The organism is Waddliaceae bacterium (assembly GCA_018694295.1).
GTDB lineage: Bacteria > Chlamydiota > Chlamydiia > Chlamydiales > JABHNK01 > JABHNK01.
Genome location: JABHNK010000004.1, coordinates 1 through 20,648, shown reverse-complemented (window position 1 = coordinate 20,648; position 20,648 = coordinate 1). Strand labels below are relative to the sequence as shown.

Below are 20,648 nucleotides of genomic sequence, written 5' to 3'. Positions count from 1 at the left end.
TCCATGGCCTATATCGCAGCATTCACACTTTATTTCCTCATCCTCCTAGCAATAGGAATGATTTCATGGTGGCGACATAAAATAAAAACCGACAAAGATTTCAACGTAGGAGATAGGTCGCTGAACTATTGGGTAACAGCAATATCAGCACACGCTAGCGATATGAGCTCTTGGCTCTTTCTGGGATTCCCCGCAGCAATATATTCCGCAGGGCTCTTCAAAGCATGGACCGCCGTAGGACTAATAATAGGGATGTTCCTAAACTGGCAGTTTATAGCGCCGAAGATCCGTAAAGCTACAGAGAAATACGACTGCTATACCGTCTCGGGATATTTCGAGAGACGTTTCAAAGATACCTCGGGGATAATAAGTATTCTTACGGCGACGATAGCGTTCTTCTTCTTCACAGTATATCTTTCGGCAGGACTTGTTGGTATGGGTTTTCTCTTCGAGTCTGTCTTCAACGTACCATATATCACAGGGATAACAATAGGTATCAGCGTAGTAATGATATATACCTTCTTCGGAGGCTTCGTGACAGTAGCATGGCAGGATATGTTCCAAGGACTGTTCCTGCTCGTCATGATATTTATCGTGCCAATAGTAGCATTCTCTCATATCGATGGCATCGCAGCGATAACACAAGCTGCACGAGAACAAGCGATACCACTGACAATAGTGCCAAAGTCGTTTACTAAGACGATATGTGAGATATTGGGGTGGGGACTCGGATACTTCGGACAGCTGCATATACTCCTACGCTTTATGGGAATAAAACATACCGAAGAGCTGCGCAAAGCGAAATACTTAGGAATGATATGGCATATACTTACCCTTACAGCAGCAATAGCAGTAGGAACAGTAGGGATAGCATATTTTAACGGAACACTAGGCAACGCAGAGCTTGTCTTTATCGAGATGGTAAAAACATCATTCAGCCCTTTCATAGTAGGTTTCGTGCTTTGCGCAATACTAGCAGCAACAATATCGACGATGGACTCACAAGTTCTCGTCGTATCGGCAGTATTTACACAAGATGTTTATAAAAAGATCTTCCATAAAAGCGCTACACCACAACAATTGCTAATAGTATCACGGGCTACCGTCATCGCCGCAGGGATAGCGGCATATGCCATAGCTTTTGGTAAGGTAGAGACAATATATAACCTTGTGAAATACGCTTGGGCAGGAGTAGGAGCATCTTTTGGCCCCGTCCTTATCATGTCTTTCTACTCGAAGAGTATCAATAGAAACGGCGCAATAGCAGGGATAGTATCAGGGGCAGTAATAGCAGCAACGTGGGGACGAATCAATAACACCATACCAGCAATGATCCCTGCATTCGTAATAAGCGCCGTAGCAGCACATATTGCCTCGAAGGTTACAGCGAAACGCTAAGACTCATCGTCGCTATAATACCCTTCTTCGCCAACGCCGTCGTCGTCAGAAAAACCTTCACAGTAATCGTAACCTTCTGACTTGTGATAAAATATTTTTGGATCGGAAACTGTAGTAGAGAAACGCACACTCCTACGCATTGAGCTTGTAGTATTACGCTGCACGAGAATTCGTTTCCAGCCATCTACCCGTGGAGACGTTTTTAGAAGATAAGTGAGATCTTCATCGTTATGTACGGAAGAAAAGTTTCCGTGAAGATATCCTGATATAGGAAGCGTGTGGACGAGACCCCACCGGCTTGTGGTAAGGTTAAGTATACCCGTTTTTAAATGATAAACTCTGTATTCATGATCATGGCCACGGACAGCAGCTTTAGCACCAATAAGCCATAATAAAGATTGTATGATTCTGGGGTTTAAATATTTGTATGAATCATAAGCAGTATCCTCAGACATGCGTGTCCATGTGATCATCGATTCATGTGGATTAAAGGGTTTGGAAAAAAACTTTTGAGTATGCTCGTATATTTTTTGTGCATAATAAACCTGCTTGGCTTTTCTTCTAAGATCTTTGGTGGAGATATCACTGTAGATTTTTAAGATTTTTCGTGTCGAAGGGGTCAGGTCGCTACAGCGTTCGAAGATGAATTTTTCAAGGTCATGCATAGCTATCACAGTCCGTCCGCGAGGAAGAAGATTGTCAGCTATTATGGAGGGATAGCTTGTATCATCAGAACGATATGGAAGGGCGATGCTGTCACCGCCCTCTCTTATAAGCTTGGCGATATGCCCTACGACGTGTATATCCGGAGCTCCGCCATGGGAAAAGAAGACATACTGTTTAGGCTTGCCTTCGGGAGGAGTTTCATGGCAAAGACACGCCGCTAAAGGCATCCTAGCAAAAAAATGATCCTTCAAGGTGACGGTGATAACACGCCTGTGAATATAACACTTTCCGTCATGATTTCCGCGGATTAAAATAGTCTCCTTAGGATTTTTTATCTTGAAGAGGGCAAGGAGATATAATACGCCATTACTATTATTACCACGATCTATATAGTCGCCCAAAAAAGACGCCATCACTTTGGGCGTGCCGTTAGGATTGCGTATTACTAGATAGTCTTCGTCGAGATATCCTTTTCCTTTTAAGAATTCTAGATCTTCAACAACGCTTCTAACGGTGCCGTGAATGTCGGTACGCACATGAAGATGCGTTCCTGCAGGTATATCACGACGAATGACATAACCATATTCTTCTCTAGGATTATAAAATAGTTTTAAAGGAAATTTGTCCGCACAAAAAGACCGTAAAACCAGTGAAAGAGCTTCATCCGAAGGGCCAAATTTATATCCTATGTTATCATAAAAGGCCTTTGAAGGATCAAAAGAGTATTCTGATTTATCAGGATCGTCGCCAACAAAAAAACAAGGACATGCGGCTTCGCTTTTATAAAACTCTACAACCTCCCTGACAGTAGGTATTTTCTCAGAAGAAAATGGCGACGCGTGAGGATTTATAGCTTCGCAATAAACAGTTTCAGGCGGTGCTTGCGGGGGCACTACTGCGGGCGTAAAAAAAGTGCTTGATCCTACTGGTTCCATTCAAGAATTATATATATAATATCAATAATTACCAAAGAAAATTGTTCGAAGCATCATTATTGACTGATGTTACGCGCTATTACAATCCGCTATCCTCAGCGGTTACATAGCCAGCGTCGGAGTCGGTTTCTGAGGCACTATCGTCGGGCTTGACGACACCGTAAAAACGCTTTGGCCCGGAAATTATTGTTTTATGAGGGGCTTCGTCATCAGAGCGTTTCGATCTGCGGCTTATGACGTGCACTGTCCAGTGCTTAACTTTTGAGCTCGTCGTCAAAAGATACCTGGTGTCGTAGTTGCCATGATGAATAGTATGGCTATAGAGTTCTCCTGATATAGGGAGAGTATGGATAAGTCCCTGTTTTTCAGTAGAGCCTATATTCAAAGGATGGATTTGATGATAATGGTCATGCCCGCGAACAGCAGCTTTAGCGCCAATAAGCCAGAGCCAGCATTGTATGATTTCCGGCGAGTATTCCCCATAAGACAAAGATCTACAAGGACGATCATAGACCCTGCCCCACGTAAACATTGTGTTGGCCGGGCGTAATTCATCCAGAATAATTTTTTTGCCATAAACATTTATTCGTATCGCAGCATAAGTGAGTTTTGCGCGCTTCCTAAGTGCCGTGTCAGAGATAGAAACACCATCGGAGATATCTAGAATTTCGCGTATATACGGCGTCATTTCACTGTCGCGAGAAAAGATAAAACGTCTAAGAATATCGATGGAAAGCCGTCCGTCGCCGTTAACTTGAATAATGTTTTTTCCTTTTTTAGGAAGGAGAGATGCTATCATAGGGATGGCTTTATCAGGATTATAAAGTGGAAGAGCGGCGCTATCAGCGTCGCTTCTTAAAAAGTTGGCAACAATATCGACGGTATGGACGTCGAAGCAACCATGAGAGTGTTGCACATATTGCTTAGGCTTGCCTTCAGGCGGGATTTCATGGCAGGTGTATGCCGCTAAAGGCATCCGAGCAAAAAACTCTTCGCGTAGCGTCTCGGGAGGAAAACTTCGATCTATATAACAAGACCCATCATGATAACAAAGCCTATCATGGTTGCCGCGGACTAATACCACATCGCTGGGATTCTCTAGCTTAAGAGTAGCAAGAAGATATAATACACCAGTAGAATTGAAACCACGATCAATGAAGTCGCCCAAAAAAATAAACTTGACCTTGGGAGTACCGTTGTGATCTCGTAATACCTTGTAATTCTCATCGAGACATCCCATGTATTTGAGAAAATTGAGGTCTTCGATGACACTCTTAAGCGCTCCATGAATGTCGGCACGGACGTGAAGATACGTCTCTGATGCTATACTATGGCGAACAACAGGGCCATACTCTTTTTCGGGTTTGTACAGTAAAGGAAAACTATCGACAAAAGCTTTTAATGTTTCTTTGTAAATCTCTTCAGGAAGATCGACATTATAACCATAGCCGCTAGGGATGGCTTCGGGATAAGCCCAACTACATCCCTCAGAAAATCGACACTCTGCGTCCTCATAAAAACCGACGATTTCCTTGACAGAATGCCGCTCGCCAGGAGCAGGAGCCGGTATGACAAAAGCAGGTTCTACTTTCTCGAAGTAGTCGGTAAATGATGCTGTTGGCGGACTTTCTATAGGAGGCATCGAAAAAGCATAGCAGATAGCGCATTTCTGATAAAGAAATTATTGAAAAAATACTGGCTATATTGCATACTCGAAGACCGCTACAGAAAAAAATGTGAAAAGCCAAAGGAGCAATTACTAAATTGGAACCACCACCACCACCAGCAGCACAGGGTTTCCAGGAGGTTGGAGAAGAGAAATATATCGACGCGACAAGATACTTTTTCCCAGACAGTGGTTCACATGATGCTGCTGCTGCTGCTGCTGATGAAGTCAGAGAAAGTACAATACGTTGCGCTGCTCCAGTATTACATAGAAGACTGCGTTCTCATGGGGCGACTCCAATTCATGTCGCTAGACAGGCAACAGAATTTGATAGCGTTTGTCGATATGTAAATGATTTCACAACACGTTTCTCTTCTTGTCTTGGCACTTTCGTTGACGCTGTCGGAGATATATGTGAGGACTCTAGGGATAATTTAGCAAAGATTAGACGTCATTACCTAGCATTAGAAATGCTAGGTATAAAAAAGTCATCTATTTCAGAACGGCATGGGGGCCTTCTTACAGAACAACATAAGATTCTTATCGAGGACTTAAGAGCAGCCAGACAAACAGTTTCAGACGTGAAACCCGGGGAAAAAGATTATGTATTACCTCATTCAGAGCTTTGTTCGGCGCTCTTGAGGCGTAGAGCACAAAAAGACCCTCAACTTGCGATATACGCTTATCAAATACAAACAATGGATAAAAGTCTTATCAAAGAAAAATACAATCTTCAAATAAAGATGGAAAAACTAATCGAAAGGGGAAAAGGGCATTTAAAAGATATTTTAGAACAGAATCAAAATATAGTATGGGATAATTTTTTATACGTTTTAGAAGAAGTCGAATCGATGGCGCTTGAATTCATTAATGACAAGTACGATGACATTTATAAAGTTTTAATGTGTGGAGGAGTTCCTAAAAAAGAAAGGGCCAAAAGAAGGAAAAATTTTTTATCTTTAGCCTTGAAGACTGTAGATAATATAAAGACTGTTGCAGGAAAAATTCTTCTTTTAAGAAAGCTAGAAGAATCTTTACGCAAAGATTTTAGTGGATTGCTTCATGGTGATTTTTTATCCGCAGAGGTGAGAGACTTGAGATTGACGCTATCGGAATTTAGATGTGAAAAAGATAGGCTCTTTTATGGAAAACAAAGAAAAGAGGAATTCACAAGAAAACAAACAAAGTGTTTTTCTTTTGTTGATGGAAGGAATCATCACGGCGATATTTGGAGAATCTCGCATGCAAACTTTGACGGTGTAAAGTACAGCATTCAAGACATAAAAAAAACAGCGTTGGAAAAAGTCGAAGAACAAAGAGAAAACCTTCAAGAAAGCCTTGTTATGTTTTTGAAGCCGTTTTTAAAAGTAGCAAAGAGACATGTCAAGGAAGATCTTGCAGAACTACAAGCCTATATAGCTGATGGCGATGGTGCTGCAGAAGTTTTAAAAGTAGAGCCTCATAATGTTGAATTTCCTCTAACCATAGAAAGATATTTTTATAGGGAAACATTAGTAATTGATAATGTAGATGGCCAAGGAAAGACAAAATTTATAGTAGCAAAAAGTAGTTTTTTAACGATGAGAGCTGAGGTCAAGGATAGAATTGAGATGCTTGAGAAATTAAAACAAGCGTGTAGTCATAGAGAAATCGAAAGACTTATAAGATCTAAAGATCCTGAAAAAGCAATAGAGCAATTTTTTTGTGGCGAAAGTGACTATTGGAGCGACTATCTAGATAGCAAAATCGAATCGCCCTCGTGAATCCTATCATATAAGTCGACGATGTCAGCGTTTTTCATCCGCACACACCCCTTAGAAGCCGGGGTGCCGATCTTGTCTTCGTGGTTGGTGCCGTGGATGAGAATGGCGCGGAGAAAAGAATCGACAACGCGTCCTTGATCGTTGGTGCCTTTGTTGAAGCCTTTCTCAGCGCCTTCGAGAGATATTCTCCGTGACAAGACAAGGTCGTCATCAACATTGATAACGTATGGATTCCATACCTCTCCGGTTGGTTTTCCCCCGCGTAATATGCCTCCAGGGGGAGACATGTCGCCGGACTTTTTCTTGATATAGTGTATGCCAAGAGGAGTCTTGCCGCTATCAAGGATCTGCCCCGTTCCTTTTGATGATGTAGAGATAGGGTACTTCTTGGAGATAACGCCACCCTCATAAAGAACAAGCTCCTGTTTAGTAACATCGACGACGACACACGTTTCATGGGAAGCAACAAAGGCATTTATATTATACGTTACTGTCGATGTAAAGCCTCCAAAACATACCGTGAGGAATAAAAACGACAACATATAAAATTTCTTCATACGACTTTCTCATAGAATAATATAAATATTGAATAGTGCCTATGACAAAACTATTTTTCAACATTAAAGATCGAAAGGATCGCGAGCTTCACACATCTCCCCGAGGAGAGTCTGGTGGTGGTAACTATGAACTTTGACATCCTGGACACTCCCGATGAGGCTTTTATCTCCAGGGAAAAGAGTGTTCTTCCAGCAGCGCGTCCTGCCTTTTAGCATGGTAGCATCGCGGAAGTTTACCTCTTCGACAAGGACCTCTACAGTGTCCCCAAGAATCTTCTGTCGCTGCTGCGAGCATATATCATTCTGCAGGGCGATGAGTTTCTGCAGCCTTTCATCTTTTACCTCTCGAACGATATCATCATCCCAACGCTCCGCTGCCGTGCCTTTGCGGGTACTGTATGCGAAAAGAAACGCCATATCATAGCGTACCTTTTCCATGACGTCATACGTCATCATAAACTCTTCGTCGGTCTCAGTAGGAAATCCTACTATGATATCAGTGCCAAGAGCGACGTTAGGGACGATCTCACGGAACATAGCAATCTTTTCGAGGTACTCTTCAGCGGTGTATTTCCTGTTCATCTTCTTCAAAACTCTGTTGGATCCCGCCTGTATAGGGAAATGTATGAACTCACAGAGCTTAGGGATGTCACGGACGGCTTCCATAAGCTCACGGGTGATGTCTTTGGGGTGGCTCGTCATAAAACGTATGCGTTCGATGCCGGGGATCTTCTCAAGAGAATACAAAAGATCATGGAACCGGATATTCCACGACGCCTGGTCTTTGCCGTAGCTGTTGACGTTCTGACCCAACAACGTTATCTCTTTATATCCCTCGCTAGCAAGATGTGTACACTCGGTGATAATGTCTTCAATGGGACGCGAAACCTCACGGCCCCTAGTATAAGGGACGATACAATACGAGCAGAAGTTGTTGCAGCCGCGGATTATCGATACGTAAGCCTTGACTTTGTCTTCACGAGAAGCAAGGCGGAAGTCGACGTCGTCATGAAATACATCATCGGCGGCGATAGAATGTTCCTTTCCACTAAGAACGTCGTCGAGGACGGCATTGAGGTCGCCGATATTATTCGTTCCCAAAACAAAATCAAGATAGGGGAGTTTAGAGAAAAGCGATGCCTTCTTCGAAGAAGCCATACACCCCGTGATGCCGATGATGGGTCTGTCGGTACGAGAACGACACAACATCCCCAATTTGCCCATGACCTTACGCTCGGCGAGATCCCGGACAGAACACGTGTTGAAGATGAGCATGTCAGCAGAACTCTCGTCGAACGACTGCACAAGACCACGACGCTTCAAAAGCCCTACCATAACCTCCGAGTCGAGCTCGTTCATCTGGCAGCCATACGTTTTCAAAAAAAATGTCGCTATCTTCCTAGTCATAATTAATCTCTTAGTAAAAATAAAAAGACAGTATACGCGTTTTTACCCATGATTGCCACCTAATCTTGTCTATCACGGCATTTTACTTACAAAACACTTGGCAAAAATCTACGATGAGCGTATCATAGCAGTTTCTCTTACGGATGTTATGCGTCAATCTTGCTTTAGTGGTGTAGCGAAAGGAGTAAGATGCAAGTATCTCCGACAAGCCAAGCTTTGAAGAGCTGGGTGAGGAGGAATACGTAGCAGGTTGCTCTTTGCAGCACGCCAATAAAGTTAGAGTGATGCATAACGTCAGTTATGGTGAAAAGTATAAACACAAGACAGTTAAGGATTATCATTGAATGGATAACAACAAAAAAACGTATATGGCTAAGAAGGAAGAAGTGAAACGCGGATGTTTCCTCTTCGATGCCGAAGGAAAGACATTAGGGCGTCTCGCTTCTGAGATCGCTAAGATATTACGAGGGAAGCATCGTCCTACGTTCACTCCTCATGTTGATACCGGTGACAGAGTCATCGTCGTCAATGTCGAGAAGGTGATGGTTACTGGCGCTAAAGAAGCGCAGAAGATATACCGCCACTACACAGGACATGTAGGAGGACTTCGAGAGACGAAGTACCAGACCGTAAAAGAACGTCACCCAGAGCGTATCTTGCAACATGCCGTAAAAGGTATGATGCCTAAGACAAAACTCGGAAGGGCACAGATGAAAAAGCTACGTCTTTTCGTCGGTGGAGAGCATAACATGCAGGCACAGAAGCCTATCGTCGTACAATAAATTTTTCTAAAGAGAGAACAGCACAACCATGGCAAATAAATTAATAGAACATATCGGAACAGGACGTCGTAAAAGAGCGGTCGCTAGCGTACGTTTACGTCCAGGAAAAGGCATCGTCAAAATCAATGGACGTGCTTTCGAAGATTATTTCACACTAGAGCTTCAGAGAAAAGTCGTAAATGCTCCTCTTATGAAGGTCGGCCTCGAAGGTCAATACGACCTCGTCGTACGTATCAAAGGCGGAGGCATCGAAGCACAAGCCGTGGCAACACAGCTTGGCGTTTCACGCGCCCTTGTCAAAGAAGACGAAAATCGTCGCCAAGACCTCAAAGCTTGTGGCTTCTTGACTCGTGACCCACGGAAGAGAGAACGTAAGAAATACGGTCTTGCTGGAGCACGTAAGCGTTTCCAATTCTCGAAGCGTTAATCGCTACACGAGAGCATTTCTCAATATACAAAAGCCTCTTCGGAATTTTTCCGACGAGGCTTTTTTGTTTCGTTACTGATGTTACGCGTAACGTCAGTTTGTTATATTTTTCGGAGAGCCAGACAGGGTGAGAGTCGTACCGATTGTGATGGTGAGAGTTTCTCCCGAGCGTGTTTTTACGGTTACGGGAGAAGCGATACCTAAAGACAGTGCCGCCGCTGCTGATCCGGTGCCGCAGGCGAGGGTCTCGGCTTCGACGCCAGTCTCGTAGGTGCGAATGTATATCATACCGTCTTTATACAAGACGAAATCGACGTTAGCGCCTTTCGGGGCGAAGGCTTCATGGTAACGGATTTCTTTTCCTATGGTTTCGACGTCGATGTTTTCGATGTCATCGACGGTGATGACATAATGAGGCACGCCGGTATTAATAAATATTCCGGAATATTCCGTGCCGTCGTCAAGGGTGATAGCAACATTTTCTGCTTTCGATGGCATCGGCAATGTCGTAGTAACAACACCCTCGTCATAGGAAAGATGCATGACTCCACGATCAGTTTCTATGGCAGCGTTTTCTGTGCATAGCCCATTATCATAACAATACGCCATAGCACAACATATCCCATTGCCACACATAGAAGCCCGGCTTCCGTCTCTGTTGAAGATAAGTATCGCAACATCGGCGATATCAGAAGGGGACACGACGATGACACCATCGTCACCACCACATGTTTTTGTGATATTGGCAGGAACGTCGCCATCGATGATGACGAAACTGTTCCCTGCCTGTGAGTATCGTTGATACTGCATTATATTTTATCGAAGTCGTCGACGATAGCATCGAGGAGGCCGAAATCTAGAGCTTCTTGTGCTGTCATCCATGAATCGCGGTCGATGATCTTATCGATGTCTTCGGCTTTCTTGCCAGTAGCTTCGACATATATCGCTATAAGACTTTTTCTCATCTTTATTATCTCGCGAGCCTGGATTTCAAGGTCTGTAGCCTGCCCTTCGATGATGCCATGGATCGATGGTTGGTGGATCATTATCCTGGCTCTCGGCGTAGCAAGACGCTTCCCCGGAGCAGCACATAGGCTAAGTATCGAGCCCATAGAAGCCGCAACGCCGGTGACTAGCGTCGTAACAGGAGATTTCATCATCTTCATCTGGTCCCACAGAGCAAAGCCAGCATCGATAGACCCTCCAGGAGAGTTTATAACAAGGACGATAGGCTTGGTGTTGTCGAGAGATTCAAGATACCAAAGCTTACGGATTATCTTTTCGACGCTCTCAGACGTTACAGCGTCGGAAAGGAAAATACGACGCTTCTCGAGGAGCATCTCGTCAATTTTATCGTCGATAGTCTTAGGTTTTTCTATTTCAGCCATACAATGATTTCCTTATGTGGTTGTTGTTAACATTATCTCTATCTTGTACAAGATTTCATCTTTTTTGTTGAGCATTTATTCCTTTTCTTTTCCTACTCCGAACCCCGAACTCCGATTTTTTCACCACAGAGGACACAGAGAGCACAGAGAGGAAGGCGGGCGGGCTAAGGGTTTCACCCCTAGAACCCCGAGGATTTTAAAAAGTTTACAGTTCGCCATTCACAGTTTGCCGTTCAAAAACGGGGGTCTGGGGGAGAATCCCCCAGCCATATTCTTTTTTTCTCTGTGTTCTCTGTGTCCTCTGTGGTGAAAATTCCTATTCCTATTCCTATTCCTATTCCTATTCCTATTCCTATTCCTATTCCTATTCCTATTCCGAACTCTGAACTGATAGCCGAATTCCGAACTTTTTATTCACTTATATCAAGATCGTGATATAGCGGGAAATTTTTAAGCATCTTGGAGACAGCATTATTTGCACTCTCCAAAACACCAGAAGATATAACATATTTCGCCTTGCTGGAACCTTCGGGGATCGTCGCTTCTAAAACATCGACGATGATGTTAGCTATACTTTTCATTTCTTCGGCACCAAGGCCTAGCGTCGTCGTCGCCGGCGTACCGATACGCACCCCAGAAGTATACCAAGGGCCATTAGGATCAGAAGGGATAGAGTTTCTATTAACGGTTATCCCAGCCTCACGAAGAGCGCTCTCGGCATGACGCCCAGTGATACCATATTTCGTGACGTCGATGATAACAAGGTGGTTGTCAGTGCCTCCAGTAAGAAGCATAGCTCCTCCCTCCAGAAGACCTTCGGCAAGGGATTTGGCATTGTCGATGACGTTGCTGGCATATTCGCAAAACTCCGGCTGCGAAGCTTCGCGGAACGCTACGGCTTTCGCCGCCATAACGTGGGGCAAAGGCCCTCCCAAGACAAGAGGACATCCCTTGTCGACGATGTCAGCAAATTCCTCAGTACATAGGATGAATCCGCCACGAGGGCCTCGCATGGTTTTGTGGGTCGTAGACGTTATAATGTCGGCATAAGGGACAGGATTGTACTCTCCAGTGATGGCCTTCCCGGCGACAAGGCCAGCGAAATGGGCGATGTCGGCAATAAGAACAGCACCGACGCTTTCGGCGATGTCTTTCATCTTAGCGAAGTTTATCAGACGTGGATATGATGAGTAGCCGGCAAGCAAAATAGCAGGCTTCTCTTTGCGAGCCTGCTGTGCTATGGCGTCGTAGTCGAGAAGCCCAGTTGTAGCATCGACGTCATAGCTGACAGATTGCATCATCTTCGAAGAGATATTATGCCGATATCCGTGGGTAAGGTGCCCACCAGACCCCAACGACATACCCATTATCTTCTGTGAAACCATCAGCTGCCGCACCTTCTCATATTCTTCGGCAGTAAGAGCGTCGATATTCTTCTTGCCAAGAGCCTCAACCTCCTTGTCCTGATACCTCTTGACGAGTACCGCCCAGAAGGCGACAAGGTTTGCGTCACACCCAGAATGTGGCTGTATGTATGCATGGTCGGCACCAAAAAGCTTCCTGAGGGTCTCGGTGCCTTCGGCCTCGATACCATCGACATTGCCGCATCCTGCATAAAAACGGTGATACGGCGAGCCTTCAGCATATTTGTCGGTAAGAAGGTTCCCCATAGCAAGCTGTACAGCGAAAGAAGAGTAGTTCTCTGAAGCGATAAGCTTCAAATGTGACCTTTGATCACGAAGCTCTTGGACGATAGCATCGGCAATGCTAGGGTTCTCGATAGCAAGGTGGTCCAAAGCAGCACAATATGCTACAGTAGGAAGATGCCGGCTCCCAGCAGAGGTCTTCTCCAAATATTTTTCAAGGCGAGACATTATAAGGCTCCTACATAATTTTCTATAACGTTATATATCATAAACACCTTTGTTGTACAGACGAAGATTGTAGGAGCCTTTTCATTGATCATTGATAATTGATCATTGTTTTGCCCGCTATTTTTTGGTTGTGGATAAACAAAGATACGTGATAAACTATTAGTTTCAAAATGTAATAGTTAAAAGGATGCTTATGTTAGAGACTTTAAACAGTATACTGCAGATACAAGAACTCGATATGAAGATGATACGCCTTATGCGCGTAAAACAAGAGCGACAGAAAGAACTCGCCAATATCTACAATCTTAGGAACGACCTCCATAAGCAGCTCGACGTTAAAGAGCAGGAAATCCTAGAGATAAAGAAAAACGTGCGCCTCAGCGAGACCGCTATCGCCGAAGCAGAAGAAAAAGTAAAGAGCCTCGAAGGCCACCAGGAAAGCGTCAAGAAAGTCGACGAATTCAACGCCCTAAGCCACGAGATCGCCGCCGCTGGAAGACAGCGTATGCATAAAGAACACCAGCGCGATGAACTCCTTGAGAAACTCATCGAAGAGGAAGAAAGCCTTAAGAGCCTGCAAAGCCACGCTAAAGAGAGCGAGGAAAGCAGCAAAACTTATGAAGAAGAACTTCTTGGAAACATAAAACATATCAACGAAGAAGGCACTGTGATAAAAAAAGATCGCGATGCACTGAAAGTTGGTGTCGATCAAGAAGTACTTGCCATATACGAGAGGCTTTTCTTCAACAAAAAAGACCGCGTTGTTGTCCCTATAGAAAATAGAACCTGTAGCGGATGCCATATCGTCATAACCGCGCAACACGAGAACCTCGTAAGAAAATGCGAGAGACTTGTCTTCTGCGAACACTGCTCGAGGATACACTACTGGCAAGAAAGCGCCGCTATCGAAGAGTCCGTCGTCGCCACGAAAAAACGCCGCCGTAAGACGACAACAACAAAGAAGTAATAGAATTGAATGCCCGTATCTCGGGCAGCAATTTTTTCCCTTACCACTGGGAAGATAGGCAATCGCCGCGGCGCTAAAACGCCGGGGAGGAAAGTCCGGGCTTCATAGGAGAGGATGCCGGCGAAACGCCGGGGGCCGTAAGGCTACGGAAAGTGTAACAGAAAATATTCCGCTGACGCTTATGCGACAGAGAGGCTGAAAATTCTGACTTCGAGAGTCAGACACACGCAGGGAAACCCGCGGTGATATAAACCCCATCCGAAGCAAGGAAAAGGAAAAGCACGATGTCGTCTCCGCGACGCTTTTCCTCACAATCCGCTCGAGGGCTGTGGCAACACAACCCCTAGACGAATGATTGTCCACGACAGAATCCGGCTTATCGTCTTCCCAGTGGTTTTTTCAATTATCAATTATCAATAAAAGTAAGCACTGTTCATTGATCATTGATCATTGATCATTGAAATAGCTATACGCTATTTTATGCGTTCGAAGAATTCTTTTCTTAGGCTTTTGTCGTCGTGGAAGGCTCCTAAGAGGATATCGGTTTTTGTTACGCTTGCCGTGTCGTTGATGCCGCGTGTTGTCACACACATATGCTGCGCTGTTAACGCTACGGCAACAGAATCTGTCCCCAATACCATCTTTAGACTGTCGGCGATCTGTGCCGTTAGACGCTCCTGGAGCTGTGGTCTTTTACAGAAATAGTCGACGACCCTGTTTATCTTCGAAAGGCCGATAAGCTTGCCGTTAGGGATATATGCGATGTGGGCGCGCCCGACGAAAGGAAGGAAGTGATGCTCGCAGAAGCTGCTGACGGTGATGTCTTTGACTAAAACGATATCGTCGTTATTACAGCGGAATGAGTCTTCGACGAAGGTTATCGTCGGAAAATTTTCTTTCTTAAGCCCAGAAAATATCTCTTTTACATACATCTTACCGACACGATATGGAGTGTTGGCAATAGAATCGTCGGAAAGGTCTAAACCCAAAATGTCCATGATGCCTTCGAAATGCTCGGCGATGGCGGAAATCTTAAGGTCGTCGGTAGGATATAGAACATTATCAGCATGCGGCGAAGGAAAATTAGTCGTAGCAGCACATATTGCTTCTTCTATAGCATCCTCTTCAGCAAAAGCTAGGTCGTCAATAGTCATTATAACATGGTCCTTTTTTGTCGTGTTATCTCTCCAGCAACGACGGCGAAGGCATTCGCGACGTTTAGGGAGTTCTTTCTTCCATATTGTGGTATATATATAACATAATCGGCGGCTTTAAGGAAAGCATCAGAACATCCATACTCTTCGTTGCCGACAGCGAGGGTGAAAGTCTCAGGGAATACGAAGCTATTAAGAGGGATGGCATCTTCGGCGGTCTCTACAGCAATAAGAGGTCTTGGAAGGTCTTCGATAGAAACATCACGGTGACACTCTACCCAAGACTCGGCACCCATGGCAGTGTCTTTAACCTGCTTGTTGTCGGTGAAAGCCGTCTCCGAAGAGAAATGTATAGAGCCTAACCCCATAGCCTCTACGGTCCTGATGATACTGCCAACGTTGTGAGCAGAACGTATATTTTCAAGGTATATCGCTATAGGTAGCGCCGGAGACGAAACAACGTCAGCGTCGCCAGTACGCACGCGAGGAAGAAGGTTGTGCTCTTTGTGGTATACCTGACCTTTTTTACAGTGGTAGTGGTACCTGTCGGCGATAGCTTCTAATGTGAATTCTTTAAGGGATTCTTCTCCAAGCCATGACGCCATAGCATCATATTCTCCGCCAAGGCCTTCATATTCTTTGTCGGCAAGAATGGAGTCATATAACACCCTGACAAGCTCACAGGCCTTCTTATGCTGCTGCTGTTTCGGTAGAGAAAGGAATTTTTCTTTTGAAAAGACTTTCATTGTTATTTTTTTCGTTTTCCTAGGTAATCTTCAAGGCCGCCGTCGAAATATCTTATGCCTCCATCTTCAAAGGCGATGATCTTCGTAGCAGCATGGTCGATAAGGTCTCTGTTGTGGCTTACGAATATCGCCGTGCCCTTATATTCCTCGATACCCCACGCCAACGCCGATACGGCTTCGAGGTCGAGGTGGTTGTCGGGCTCGTCAAGGACGATAACATTATGGTCGTCGAGCATCATAGCAGCTATGATGATACGCGCCGTCTCTCCACCAGAAAGCGTTCCTACGGCTTTGAAGGCATCGTCACCGCCGAAGAGCATCTTACCCATGACACCGCGGATGTCCTGATCGTAAGAGCCAGAATGTCTGCTGTTAAGCCAGTCGAAACTGTTGACGGTCTCGCTTTTGTCGATGAGCTCGCCGTGATTCTGAGGGAAATAACTTACTGCAACGTTGTGGCCAAGGACAACCTCGCCGCTGTCAGGAGACAAGGCGCCGGCAATCATCTTGGCAAGAGTAGTCTTGCCCCTGCCGTTGTTGCCGATTATGGCAACTTTATCACCACGGGAGATCTCTACAGAGAAGTCTTTTATGACATCAACGTCGTCATAACCCTTGCTGACATTCTCGATCTTCAAAACAACCTTTCCAGGCTTGACTTCCGAAGGATAAAATCTTACATACGGACGCTGGATATTCGACTTCTTAAGGTCTTGAGGCTGCAAACGCTCGATCTCCTTGAGACGCGACTGCACCTGGCTAGCACGCGTTCCTGCGCTGAACTTCGTGACGAACTCCCTAAGCTTGGCGATCTTCTTCTCTTTGGACTTCGCTTCGTGTTCGGCGCGCTCGTGGACAGATGTCTTGGCGACAATCATATCGTCATAATTACCAGGATACATGATTATCGTCTCGTAGTCGATGTCGGCGATAGCAGTAGTTACCGCATTGAGGAAATGACGGTCGTGACTGACGACGATAAGCGTTCCCTTGTAATCTTTAAGAAAGCCTTCGAGCCATGTTATAGAATCGAGGTCCATATGGTTTGTCGGCTCGTCAAGAAGCAACGCCTGCGGGTTGCCGAATAACGCCTGGCATAACAATACGCGGAATTGCATGTCCGACGGAAGCATATGCATCTTCTTAGTATGGTCGTTGATGTCTATACCAATACCCTCTAGGAGGATCTCGGCGTCGCTGTCGGCAGAATACCCGTCTTCTTCGGCGATGACCTCTTCGATCTCTCCAAGGCGTAGACCTACAGTATCGGTGATCTCCTGCTCATATAAACCATCGCGCTCCTGAAGGACGTCCCACAGCCTTTTGTTTCCCATGATGACGACTTCGAGAGCCGTGTAGTCGCGGAAAGCTTCGATGTTTTGCTTAAGAATCCCCACGCTAGGAGGTAGCGTTATATTTCCTGTAGTAGAAAATTCGGCGCCGGCGATTATCTTGAAAAGCGTCGTCTTGCCACAGCCATTAGGGCCAGTAAGGCCATAACGGATCCCAGGGTTGAAAGTCATTGTTACGTCTTCGAACAACGTTCTGCTGCCAAAGCTCTTCGATATGCTGTCTAATGTTATCATCTTCTTAATATTAATGGGTTATGAGTTTTTTTAAAAAAGAACTATACCACAACGGAAGACAATTATCAATGATCAATTGTCAATTATCAATAAAAGTAAGTATTTATCACTGATAACTGGTCACTGATTACGCTCTTGGATGCGCCTTGTCATAGACGGCTTTCTTGTGTTTCGTGGAGATATGAGTGTATATCGTTGTGGTGTTTAGTGAAGAATGTCCCAGCAATGTCTGTATCGTCTTGAGGTCCATGCCATTCTCCAGCCAATGCGTCGCTATGGTATGACGTATCGTGTGGGGCGTCACCTTCCCGGCAAGACCGCTGGCAAGGAGGTATTTGTAGAACTTCCTGTCGACGGAACGCGGTGACAGCCTCGTTCCCAGCTTGTTGATGAAGATCGCTTTTTTATCGACTTCGGCAAGGTGCCCGTCGATGTCTTTGTCCCTCTCAGGATGGTCGAGATATTCCTGTATCCAGTCGGCGGCATTCTTGGTGATAGGGACGATACGCTCTTTCTTGCCCTTTCCCTCGAGGCGTAACAACAGCTGCTTGGGGTTGAAGTCTTTGCGGTCGAGCATGACGAGCTCGCTGACGCGCAAACCCGAGCTGTAGAAAATCTCCATGATGCACCTGTCGCGGAAACCAAGATATCCCGATGTGTCGGGCTGGTCGAAGAGACGCTGAACCTGGTCGTACGACAGGAAAAACGGCAGATTTTTGTCGACCTTAGGGCTCTCGATGTCTTCGACAGGATTGGAACATACGAGTTTCTGATTATAAGAATATTTGAAGAAAGTCCGCAGCGAAGAAAGACGACGCGCTATAGTCCTTCTGCTTGTGTTGTTTTTGGTAAGGTATGCCAAAAAGCCGCGTATCGTTCTCTTGTCGATGGCGTCGAGGTCGAGGATAGCGTCGGAAATCGTCCCGCGGTCGTCGTAGCTTTGATTATAACGGATCTTTTCGGGGCAGTCTTTGGCGGCAATATGCAGGGCCTTAACTTCTAGGTAATTCTTCAGGGAATTGAGGTCTATAGCGTAGTTTCTTATAGTATGGTCCGAAGCATTCTTGACATTACGAAGATACTCGAGAAATTGGTACGCTGAACGTATAAACATAAAACCTCCACAACAAAAAAACCAGTGTCCACAAAACTCCCTTTTTATACCATAGATATTAGAGGAAATACGATATTTTTTTTGACCTGGGATTGGTATTAGGTGGCAATCATAGGTTTACCTTGCCCGCTTTACTATATGAAGACTGGAAAGAGCAGCAGGCGGGTTGCGCCTTTTTCTAGCAGAGCGATCTTGGAAGAAAGGATGCTGTAATGCGTCTTCTGGAGTAATCCTTTCCTCTGGCTTATATTTAAGCATTCTTGTGACAAGGTCGATAAAAGCTTCCAAACGAGGTCTTTCAGCATCTCTAATAGCGCGACTGTTTCTTATGTGGTGTCTCAATCTAGTAGGTCTAGGTATACCCTCAATATTTTGCATAAAAGCTCTCATAGAGTCTTGTTGGAACAATGGACTGCTCTTCAAAAGATCTTCAGGAGGAAGACCTAGCATGTCAACGAATAAAGTAAATAAAGCTTCGTGTGATTTTTTTGGAAAAAGAGGCTTTCCTGTGTAAAGCTCAACGAGAATACAACCAAGGCTCCACATGTCAATAGGAGTCTCTAATGTTTTACCAAAACCCATAACTAATTCGGGAGGCCTATAGAAAGCGGATACATGATATTCGTGGTTCATAATCTTCGTTCTTGTTAAGCAGGAAGAGCCAAGGTCGATAATCTTGACAATCGATGGAGTTATTCCAGCACTAGTAGGATTAAAGAATGTCATTATATTTTCAGGTTTCATGTCGGCATGGACAGTGCCCGAGTCTACAAGAAAGTGTAATGCTGTCAATAATTGAGGAGAATAACTTCTGATAAGGTTAAGGGGCAGTCGTATACAAGGAAACATAGTAGTCCTTAATATGTGTAAATCCTTATGACCTCTTGGAAATATCGTCATTGGCGCAATAGAGTGAAGTTTTATGCCTGCGGGAGGGCGCGTAGTAGTAAAAAGATCCTTACCGTCTAATAAAGCTTCAGGGAAAAGAACTGAAACATCACGGTCTTTCCAAAATTTAGAGAGTTTTTTTAATTGTTGTAATCTGGCTAGAGTTTTGAATTCGTCACGAGTGCTTCTTAAGTATTCGTCTCCTAAGGTAGACACTTTTACTGCCAATGGTGATGGGTCCGTTATACGGTGCGCCTGAAAAACTGTGCCGTAAACTCCTTGTCCAAGAAGTGGGCTTCCTGTTTCTAATATGATATTATGATAGTGAGCAACTTCTTGTAGATGCTTTTTCATCCTCGCTACTTGAAAAACACGCCTTGATATATAGGACATTCTATCGGTTGTTATACGAGGGGCAATTCTTGGAAGCGCTTTTGAGATAATTTCATAAGGACATCTTGTTTCTGTCATAAAAGAGCTTATTAGATGCTCTCTAGACATATCATAATGCCTATTTATTCGATGAACAAGATCATAAAGGCTCATTTCGCTAGGATTGAGTCCCTCGCAAATGATTTCGGATAAGACGAAAGCGATTTCTTTGTTAGCTATTTCTACATGATGAACACACAAAAGTTCCATTTTTTGTTGTATATTAGAAATTAAAGGTCTGTAATTTGCTGCACTATAGGCAGGAAAGCGTTTTGATATATCATAAAAAGCGTTGAGCATATCTGTAATTATCTGAGGAGATTCGCTGCTATACAAAAATTGAGTACCATATTGAGCATGGTTTTTTTTAAGATGATAAAATAGCCCAAAATGAATCTGTTCAAGGCTATAGCCGTTGGGCCTATCTGAACTCTTAGAGAGCTGCTGTATAGCATAGATTGAATCTTTGTCAAAGTACGCAGTTGAAAATGAGATTATTTGAGGACGACCACCATCATATGGCGTAACAGTGATAGCAGCTTTATCACCCTCAGTAAATAGTTGCAACATCTCTTCAGCAGTGCGCTGCCTGGCGACTTCGATAGGAACTACAGAAGAATAAGAAGATGACGCATCAGATGATTCAGGAGAGGAGGGATTTCTTCTTTCTGGTTGACGTTGAGTAAATTGTGAAAGATCTGCAGCGCCTGTGGTGAAAGCAGAAACCACTGGGGGAATATTAGGAGACATTGTTTTTAAACCTTTAATTTTTAAAGAAATATAGCATAAAAAGAGGTATTCCTTCAAGAAATATATATAATAAAGAGCTTATTATCAGAGGCCTTTTATAAAAGGATGCTCAAGAGCTTCTTTTGCGGTGATGCGTCTTTCGGGGTCT

At 44.5% G+C, this 20,648-nt stretch carries 17 protein-coding genes and 1 other RNA gene; 6 read left to right on the top strand and 12 right to left on the bottom strand.

Translation table 11 applies throughout. The features are described from left to right. Window positions 1-3: 3 nt before the first annotated feature. Entirely contained in the window at window positions 4-1,398 is a 1,395-nt protein-coding gene (locus tag HN980_00310; protein ID MBT6927929.1) for a sodium/proline symporter, read from the top strand. Here the strand turns inward: HN980_00310 and HN980_00305 are convergent. Both HN980_00305 and HN980_00300 read right to left on the bottom strand, forming a co-directional pair. After that, a complete protein-coding gene (locus tag HN980_00305; GenBank protein MBT6927928.1) occupies window positions 1,395-2,999 on the bottom strand; it encodes a hypothetical protein in 1,605 nt (534 codons plus the stop codon). The genes HN980_00310 and HN980_00305 overlap by 4 nt on opposite strands. A 79-nt stretch (window positions 3,000-3,078) precedes the next feature. Next, a complete protein-coding gene (locus HN980_00300) occupies window positions 3,079-4,641 on the bottom strand; it encodes a hypothetical protein (GenBank protein ID MBT6927927.1) in 1,563 nt (520 codons plus the stop codon). A gap of 122 nt (window positions 4,642-4,763) precedes the next feature. On the opposite strand from HN980_00300, the gene HN980_00295 reads away from it, so the two are divergent. Then, window positions 4,764-6,428 carry a hypothetical protein gene (locus HN980_00295; GenBank protein MBT6927926.1) on the top strand — a complete coding sequence of 555 codons (1,665 nt, stop codon included), beginning with the start codon at window positions 4,764-4,766 and terminating at the stop codon, window positions 6,426-6,428. On the opposite strand, the gene HN980_00290 is transcribed toward HN980_00295, so the two are convergent. Both HN980_00290 and miaB read right to left on the bottom strand, forming a co-directional pair. Further along, window positions 6,395-6,985: a L,D-transpeptidase gene (locus tag HN980_00290; protein MBT6927925.1), complete on the bottom strand. Its 591-nt coding sequence runs from the start codon at window positions 6,983-6,985 to the stop codon at window positions 6,395-6,397. The two genes, HN980_00295 and HN980_00290, sit on opposite strands and share 34 nt — an antisense overlap. Window positions 6,986-7,048: 63 nt before the next feature. Further along, a complete protein-coding gene (gene miaB, locus HN980_00285) occupies window positions 7,049-8,392 on the bottom strand; it encodes a tRNA (N6-isopentenyl adenosine(37)-C2)-methylthiotransferase MiaB (GenBank protein MBT6927924.1) in 1,344 nt (447 codons plus the stop codon). A 344-nt stretch (window positions 8,393-8,736) separates the two neighbouring features. Here miaB and rplM point away from each other — a divergent pair, with 344 nt between their 5' ends. Beyond that, window positions 8,737-9,174, top strand: coding sequence for a 50S ribosomal protein L13 (gene rplM / locus HN980_00280; GenBank protein ID MBT6927923.1), 438 nt, complete (start codon window positions 8,737-8,739; stop codon window positions 9,172-9,174). 28 nt (window positions 9,175-9,202) lie between these two features. Then, window positions 9,203-9,601 carry a 30S ribosomal protein S9 gene (gene rpsI, locus HN980_00275; protein ID MBT6927922.1) on the top strand — a complete coding sequence of 133 codons (399 nt, stop codon included), beginning with the start codon at window positions 9,203-9,205 and terminating at the stop codon, window positions 9,599-9,601. Between the two features lie 93 nt (window positions 9,602-9,694). Here rpsI and dapF read toward each other — a convergent pair whose 3' ends face one another. The 3 genes from dapF to HN980_00260 all read right to left on the bottom strand — a co-directional run bounded on the left by dapF (window position 9,695) and on the right by HN980_00260 (window position 12,863). Next, window positions 9,695-10,411, bottom strand: coding sequence for a diaminopimelate epimerase (gene dapF, locus HN980_00270; GenBank protein ID MBT6927921.1), 717 nt, complete (start codon window positions 10,409-10,411; stop codon window positions 9,695-9,697). Next, the gene (locus HN980_00265; GenBank protein MBT6927920.1) at window positions 10,411-10,989 is read right to left on the bottom strand and encodes an ATP-dependent Clp protease proteolytic subunit; all 579 of its coding nucleotides are present in this window, start codon (window positions 10,987-10,989) and stop codon (window positions 10,411-10,413) included. Before HN980_00265 ends, dapF begins: the two co-directional genes overlap by 1 nt. A gap of 410 nt (window positions 10,990-11,399) precedes the next feature. Further along, entirely contained in the window at window positions 11,400-12,863 is a 1,464-nt protein-coding gene (locus HN980_00260) for a glycine hydroxymethyltransferase (protein MBT6927919.1), read from the bottom strand. A 193-nt stretch (window positions 12,864-13,056) separates the two neighbouring features. Between HN980_00260 and HN980_00255 the strand changes: the two genes are divergently transcribed. After that, the gene (locus HN980_00255; GenBank protein MBT6927918.1) at window positions 13,057-13,830 is read left to right on the top strand and encodes a hypothetical protein; all 774 of its coding nucleotides are present in this window, start codon (window positions 13,057-13,059) and stop codon (window positions 13,828-13,830) included. Window positions 13,831-13,876: 46 nt separating this feature from the next. Continuing rightward, window positions 13,877-14,225, top strand: an RNA gene (gene rnpB, locus HN980_00250) — RNase P RNA component class A. 78 nt (window positions 14,226-14,303) lie between these two features. Here rnpB and folE read toward each other — a convergent pair. The 5 genes from folE to HN980_00225 all read right to left on the bottom strand — a co-directional run bounded on the left by folE (window position 14,304) and on the right by HN980_00225 (window position 20,500). Beyond that, window positions 14,304-14,984, bottom strand: coding sequence for a GTP cyclohydrolase I FolE (gene folE / locus HN980_00245; GenBank protein ID MBT6927917.1), 681 nt, complete (start codon window positions 14,982-14,984; stop codon window positions 14,304-14,306). Next, the gene (locus tag HN980_00240) at window positions 14,984-15,730 is read right to left on the bottom strand and encodes a TrmH family RNA methyltransferase (protein ID MBT6927916.1); all 747 of its coding nucleotides are present in this window, start codon (window positions 15,728-15,730) and stop codon (window positions 14,984-14,986) included. Before HN980_00240 ends, folE begins: the two co-directional genes overlap by 1 nt. A gap of 2 nt (window positions 15,731-15,732) precedes the next feature. Next, entirely contained in the window at window positions 15,733-17,316 is a 1,584-nt protein-coding gene (locus tag HN980_00235; protein ID MBT6927915.1) for an ABC-F family ATP-binding cassette domain-containing protein, read from the bottom strand. 127 nt (window positions 17,317-17,443) lie between these two features. Beyond that, a complete protein-coding gene (locus HN980_00230) occupies window positions 17,444-18,430 on the bottom strand; it encodes a tyrosine recombinase XerC (GenBank protein MBT6927914.1) in 987 nt (328 codons plus the stop codon). A 117-nt stretch (window positions 18,431-18,547) separates the two neighbouring features. Further along, window positions 18,548-20,500 carry a protein kinase gene (locus tag HN980_00225; GenBank protein ID MBT6927913.1) on the bottom strand — a complete coding sequence of 651 codons (1,953 nt, stop codon included), beginning with the start codon at window positions 20,498-20,500 and terminating at the stop codon, window positions 18,548-18,550. Between the last annotated feature and the right edge of the window lie 148 nt (window positions 20,501-20,648).

What these genes read in the sequence shown, in the direction of transcription:
- HN980_00310 (MBT6927929.1), top strand. Translation starts at nt 4, where the DNA reads ATGGCCTATATCGCAGCATTCACACTTTATTTCCTCATCCTCCTAGCA.
- HN980_00305 (MBT6927928.1), bottom strand. Translation starts at nt 2,999, where the DNA reads ATGGAACCAGTAGGATCAAGCACTTTTTTTACGCCCGCAGTAGTGCCC.
- HN980_00300 (MBT6927927.1), bottom strand. Translation starts at nt 4,641, where the DNA reads ATGCCTCCTATAGAAAGTCCGCCAACAGCATCATTTACCGACTACTTC.
- HN980_00290 (MBT6927925.1), bottom strand. Translation starts at nt 6,985, where the DNA reads ATGAAGAAATTTTATATGTTGTCGTTTTTATTCCTCACGGTATGTTTT.
- miaB (MBT6927924.1), bottom strand. Translation starts at nt 8,392, where the DNA reads ATGACTAGGAAGATAGCGACATTTTTTTTGAAAACGTATGGCTGCCAG.
- rplM (MBT6927923.1), top strand. Translation starts at nt 8,737, where the DNA reads ATGGATAACAACAAAAAAACGTATATGGCTAAGAAGGAAGAAGTGAAA.
- rpsI (MBT6927922.1), top strand. Translation starts at nt 9,203, where the DNA reads ATGGCAAATAAATTAATAGAACATATCGGAACAGGACGTCGTAAAAGA.
- dapF (MBT6927921.1), bottom strand. Translation starts at nt 10,411, where the DNA reads ATGCAGTATCAACGATACTCACAGGCAGGGAACAGTTTCGTCATCATC.
- HN980_00265 (MBT6927920.1), bottom strand. Translation starts at nt 10,989, where the DNA reads ATGGCTGAAATAGAAAAACCTAAGACTATCGACGATAAAATTGACGAG.
- HN980_00260 (MBT6927919.1), bottom strand. Translation starts at nt 12,863, where the DNA reads ATGTCTCGCCTTGAAAAATATTTGGAGAAGACCTCTGCTGGGAGCCGG.
- HN980_00255 (MBT6927918.1), top strand. Translation starts at nt 13,057, where the DNA reads ATGTTAGAGACTTTAAACAGTATACTGCAGATACAAGAACTCGATATG.
- folE (MBT6927917.1), bottom strand. Translation starts at nt 14,984, where the DNA reads ATGACTATTGACGACCTAGCTTTTGCTGAAGAGGATGCTATAGAAGAA.
- HN980_00240 (MBT6927916.1), bottom strand. Translation starts at nt 15,730, where the DNA reads ATGAAAGTCTTTTCAAAAGAAAAATTCCTTTCTCTACCGAAACAGCAG.
- HN980_00235 (MBT6927915.1), bottom strand. Translation starts at nt 17,316, where the DNA reads ATGATAACATTAGACAGCATATCGAAGAGCTTTGGCAGCAGAACGTTG.
- HN980_00230 (MBT6927914.1), bottom strand. Translation starts at nt 18,430, where the DNA reads ATGTTTATACGTTCAGCGTACCAATTTCTCGAGTATCTTCGTAATGTC.
- HN980_00225 (MBT6927913.1), bottom strand. Translation starts at nt 20,500, where the DNA reads ATGTCTCCTAATATTCCCCCAGTGGTTTCTGCTTTCACCACAGGCGCT.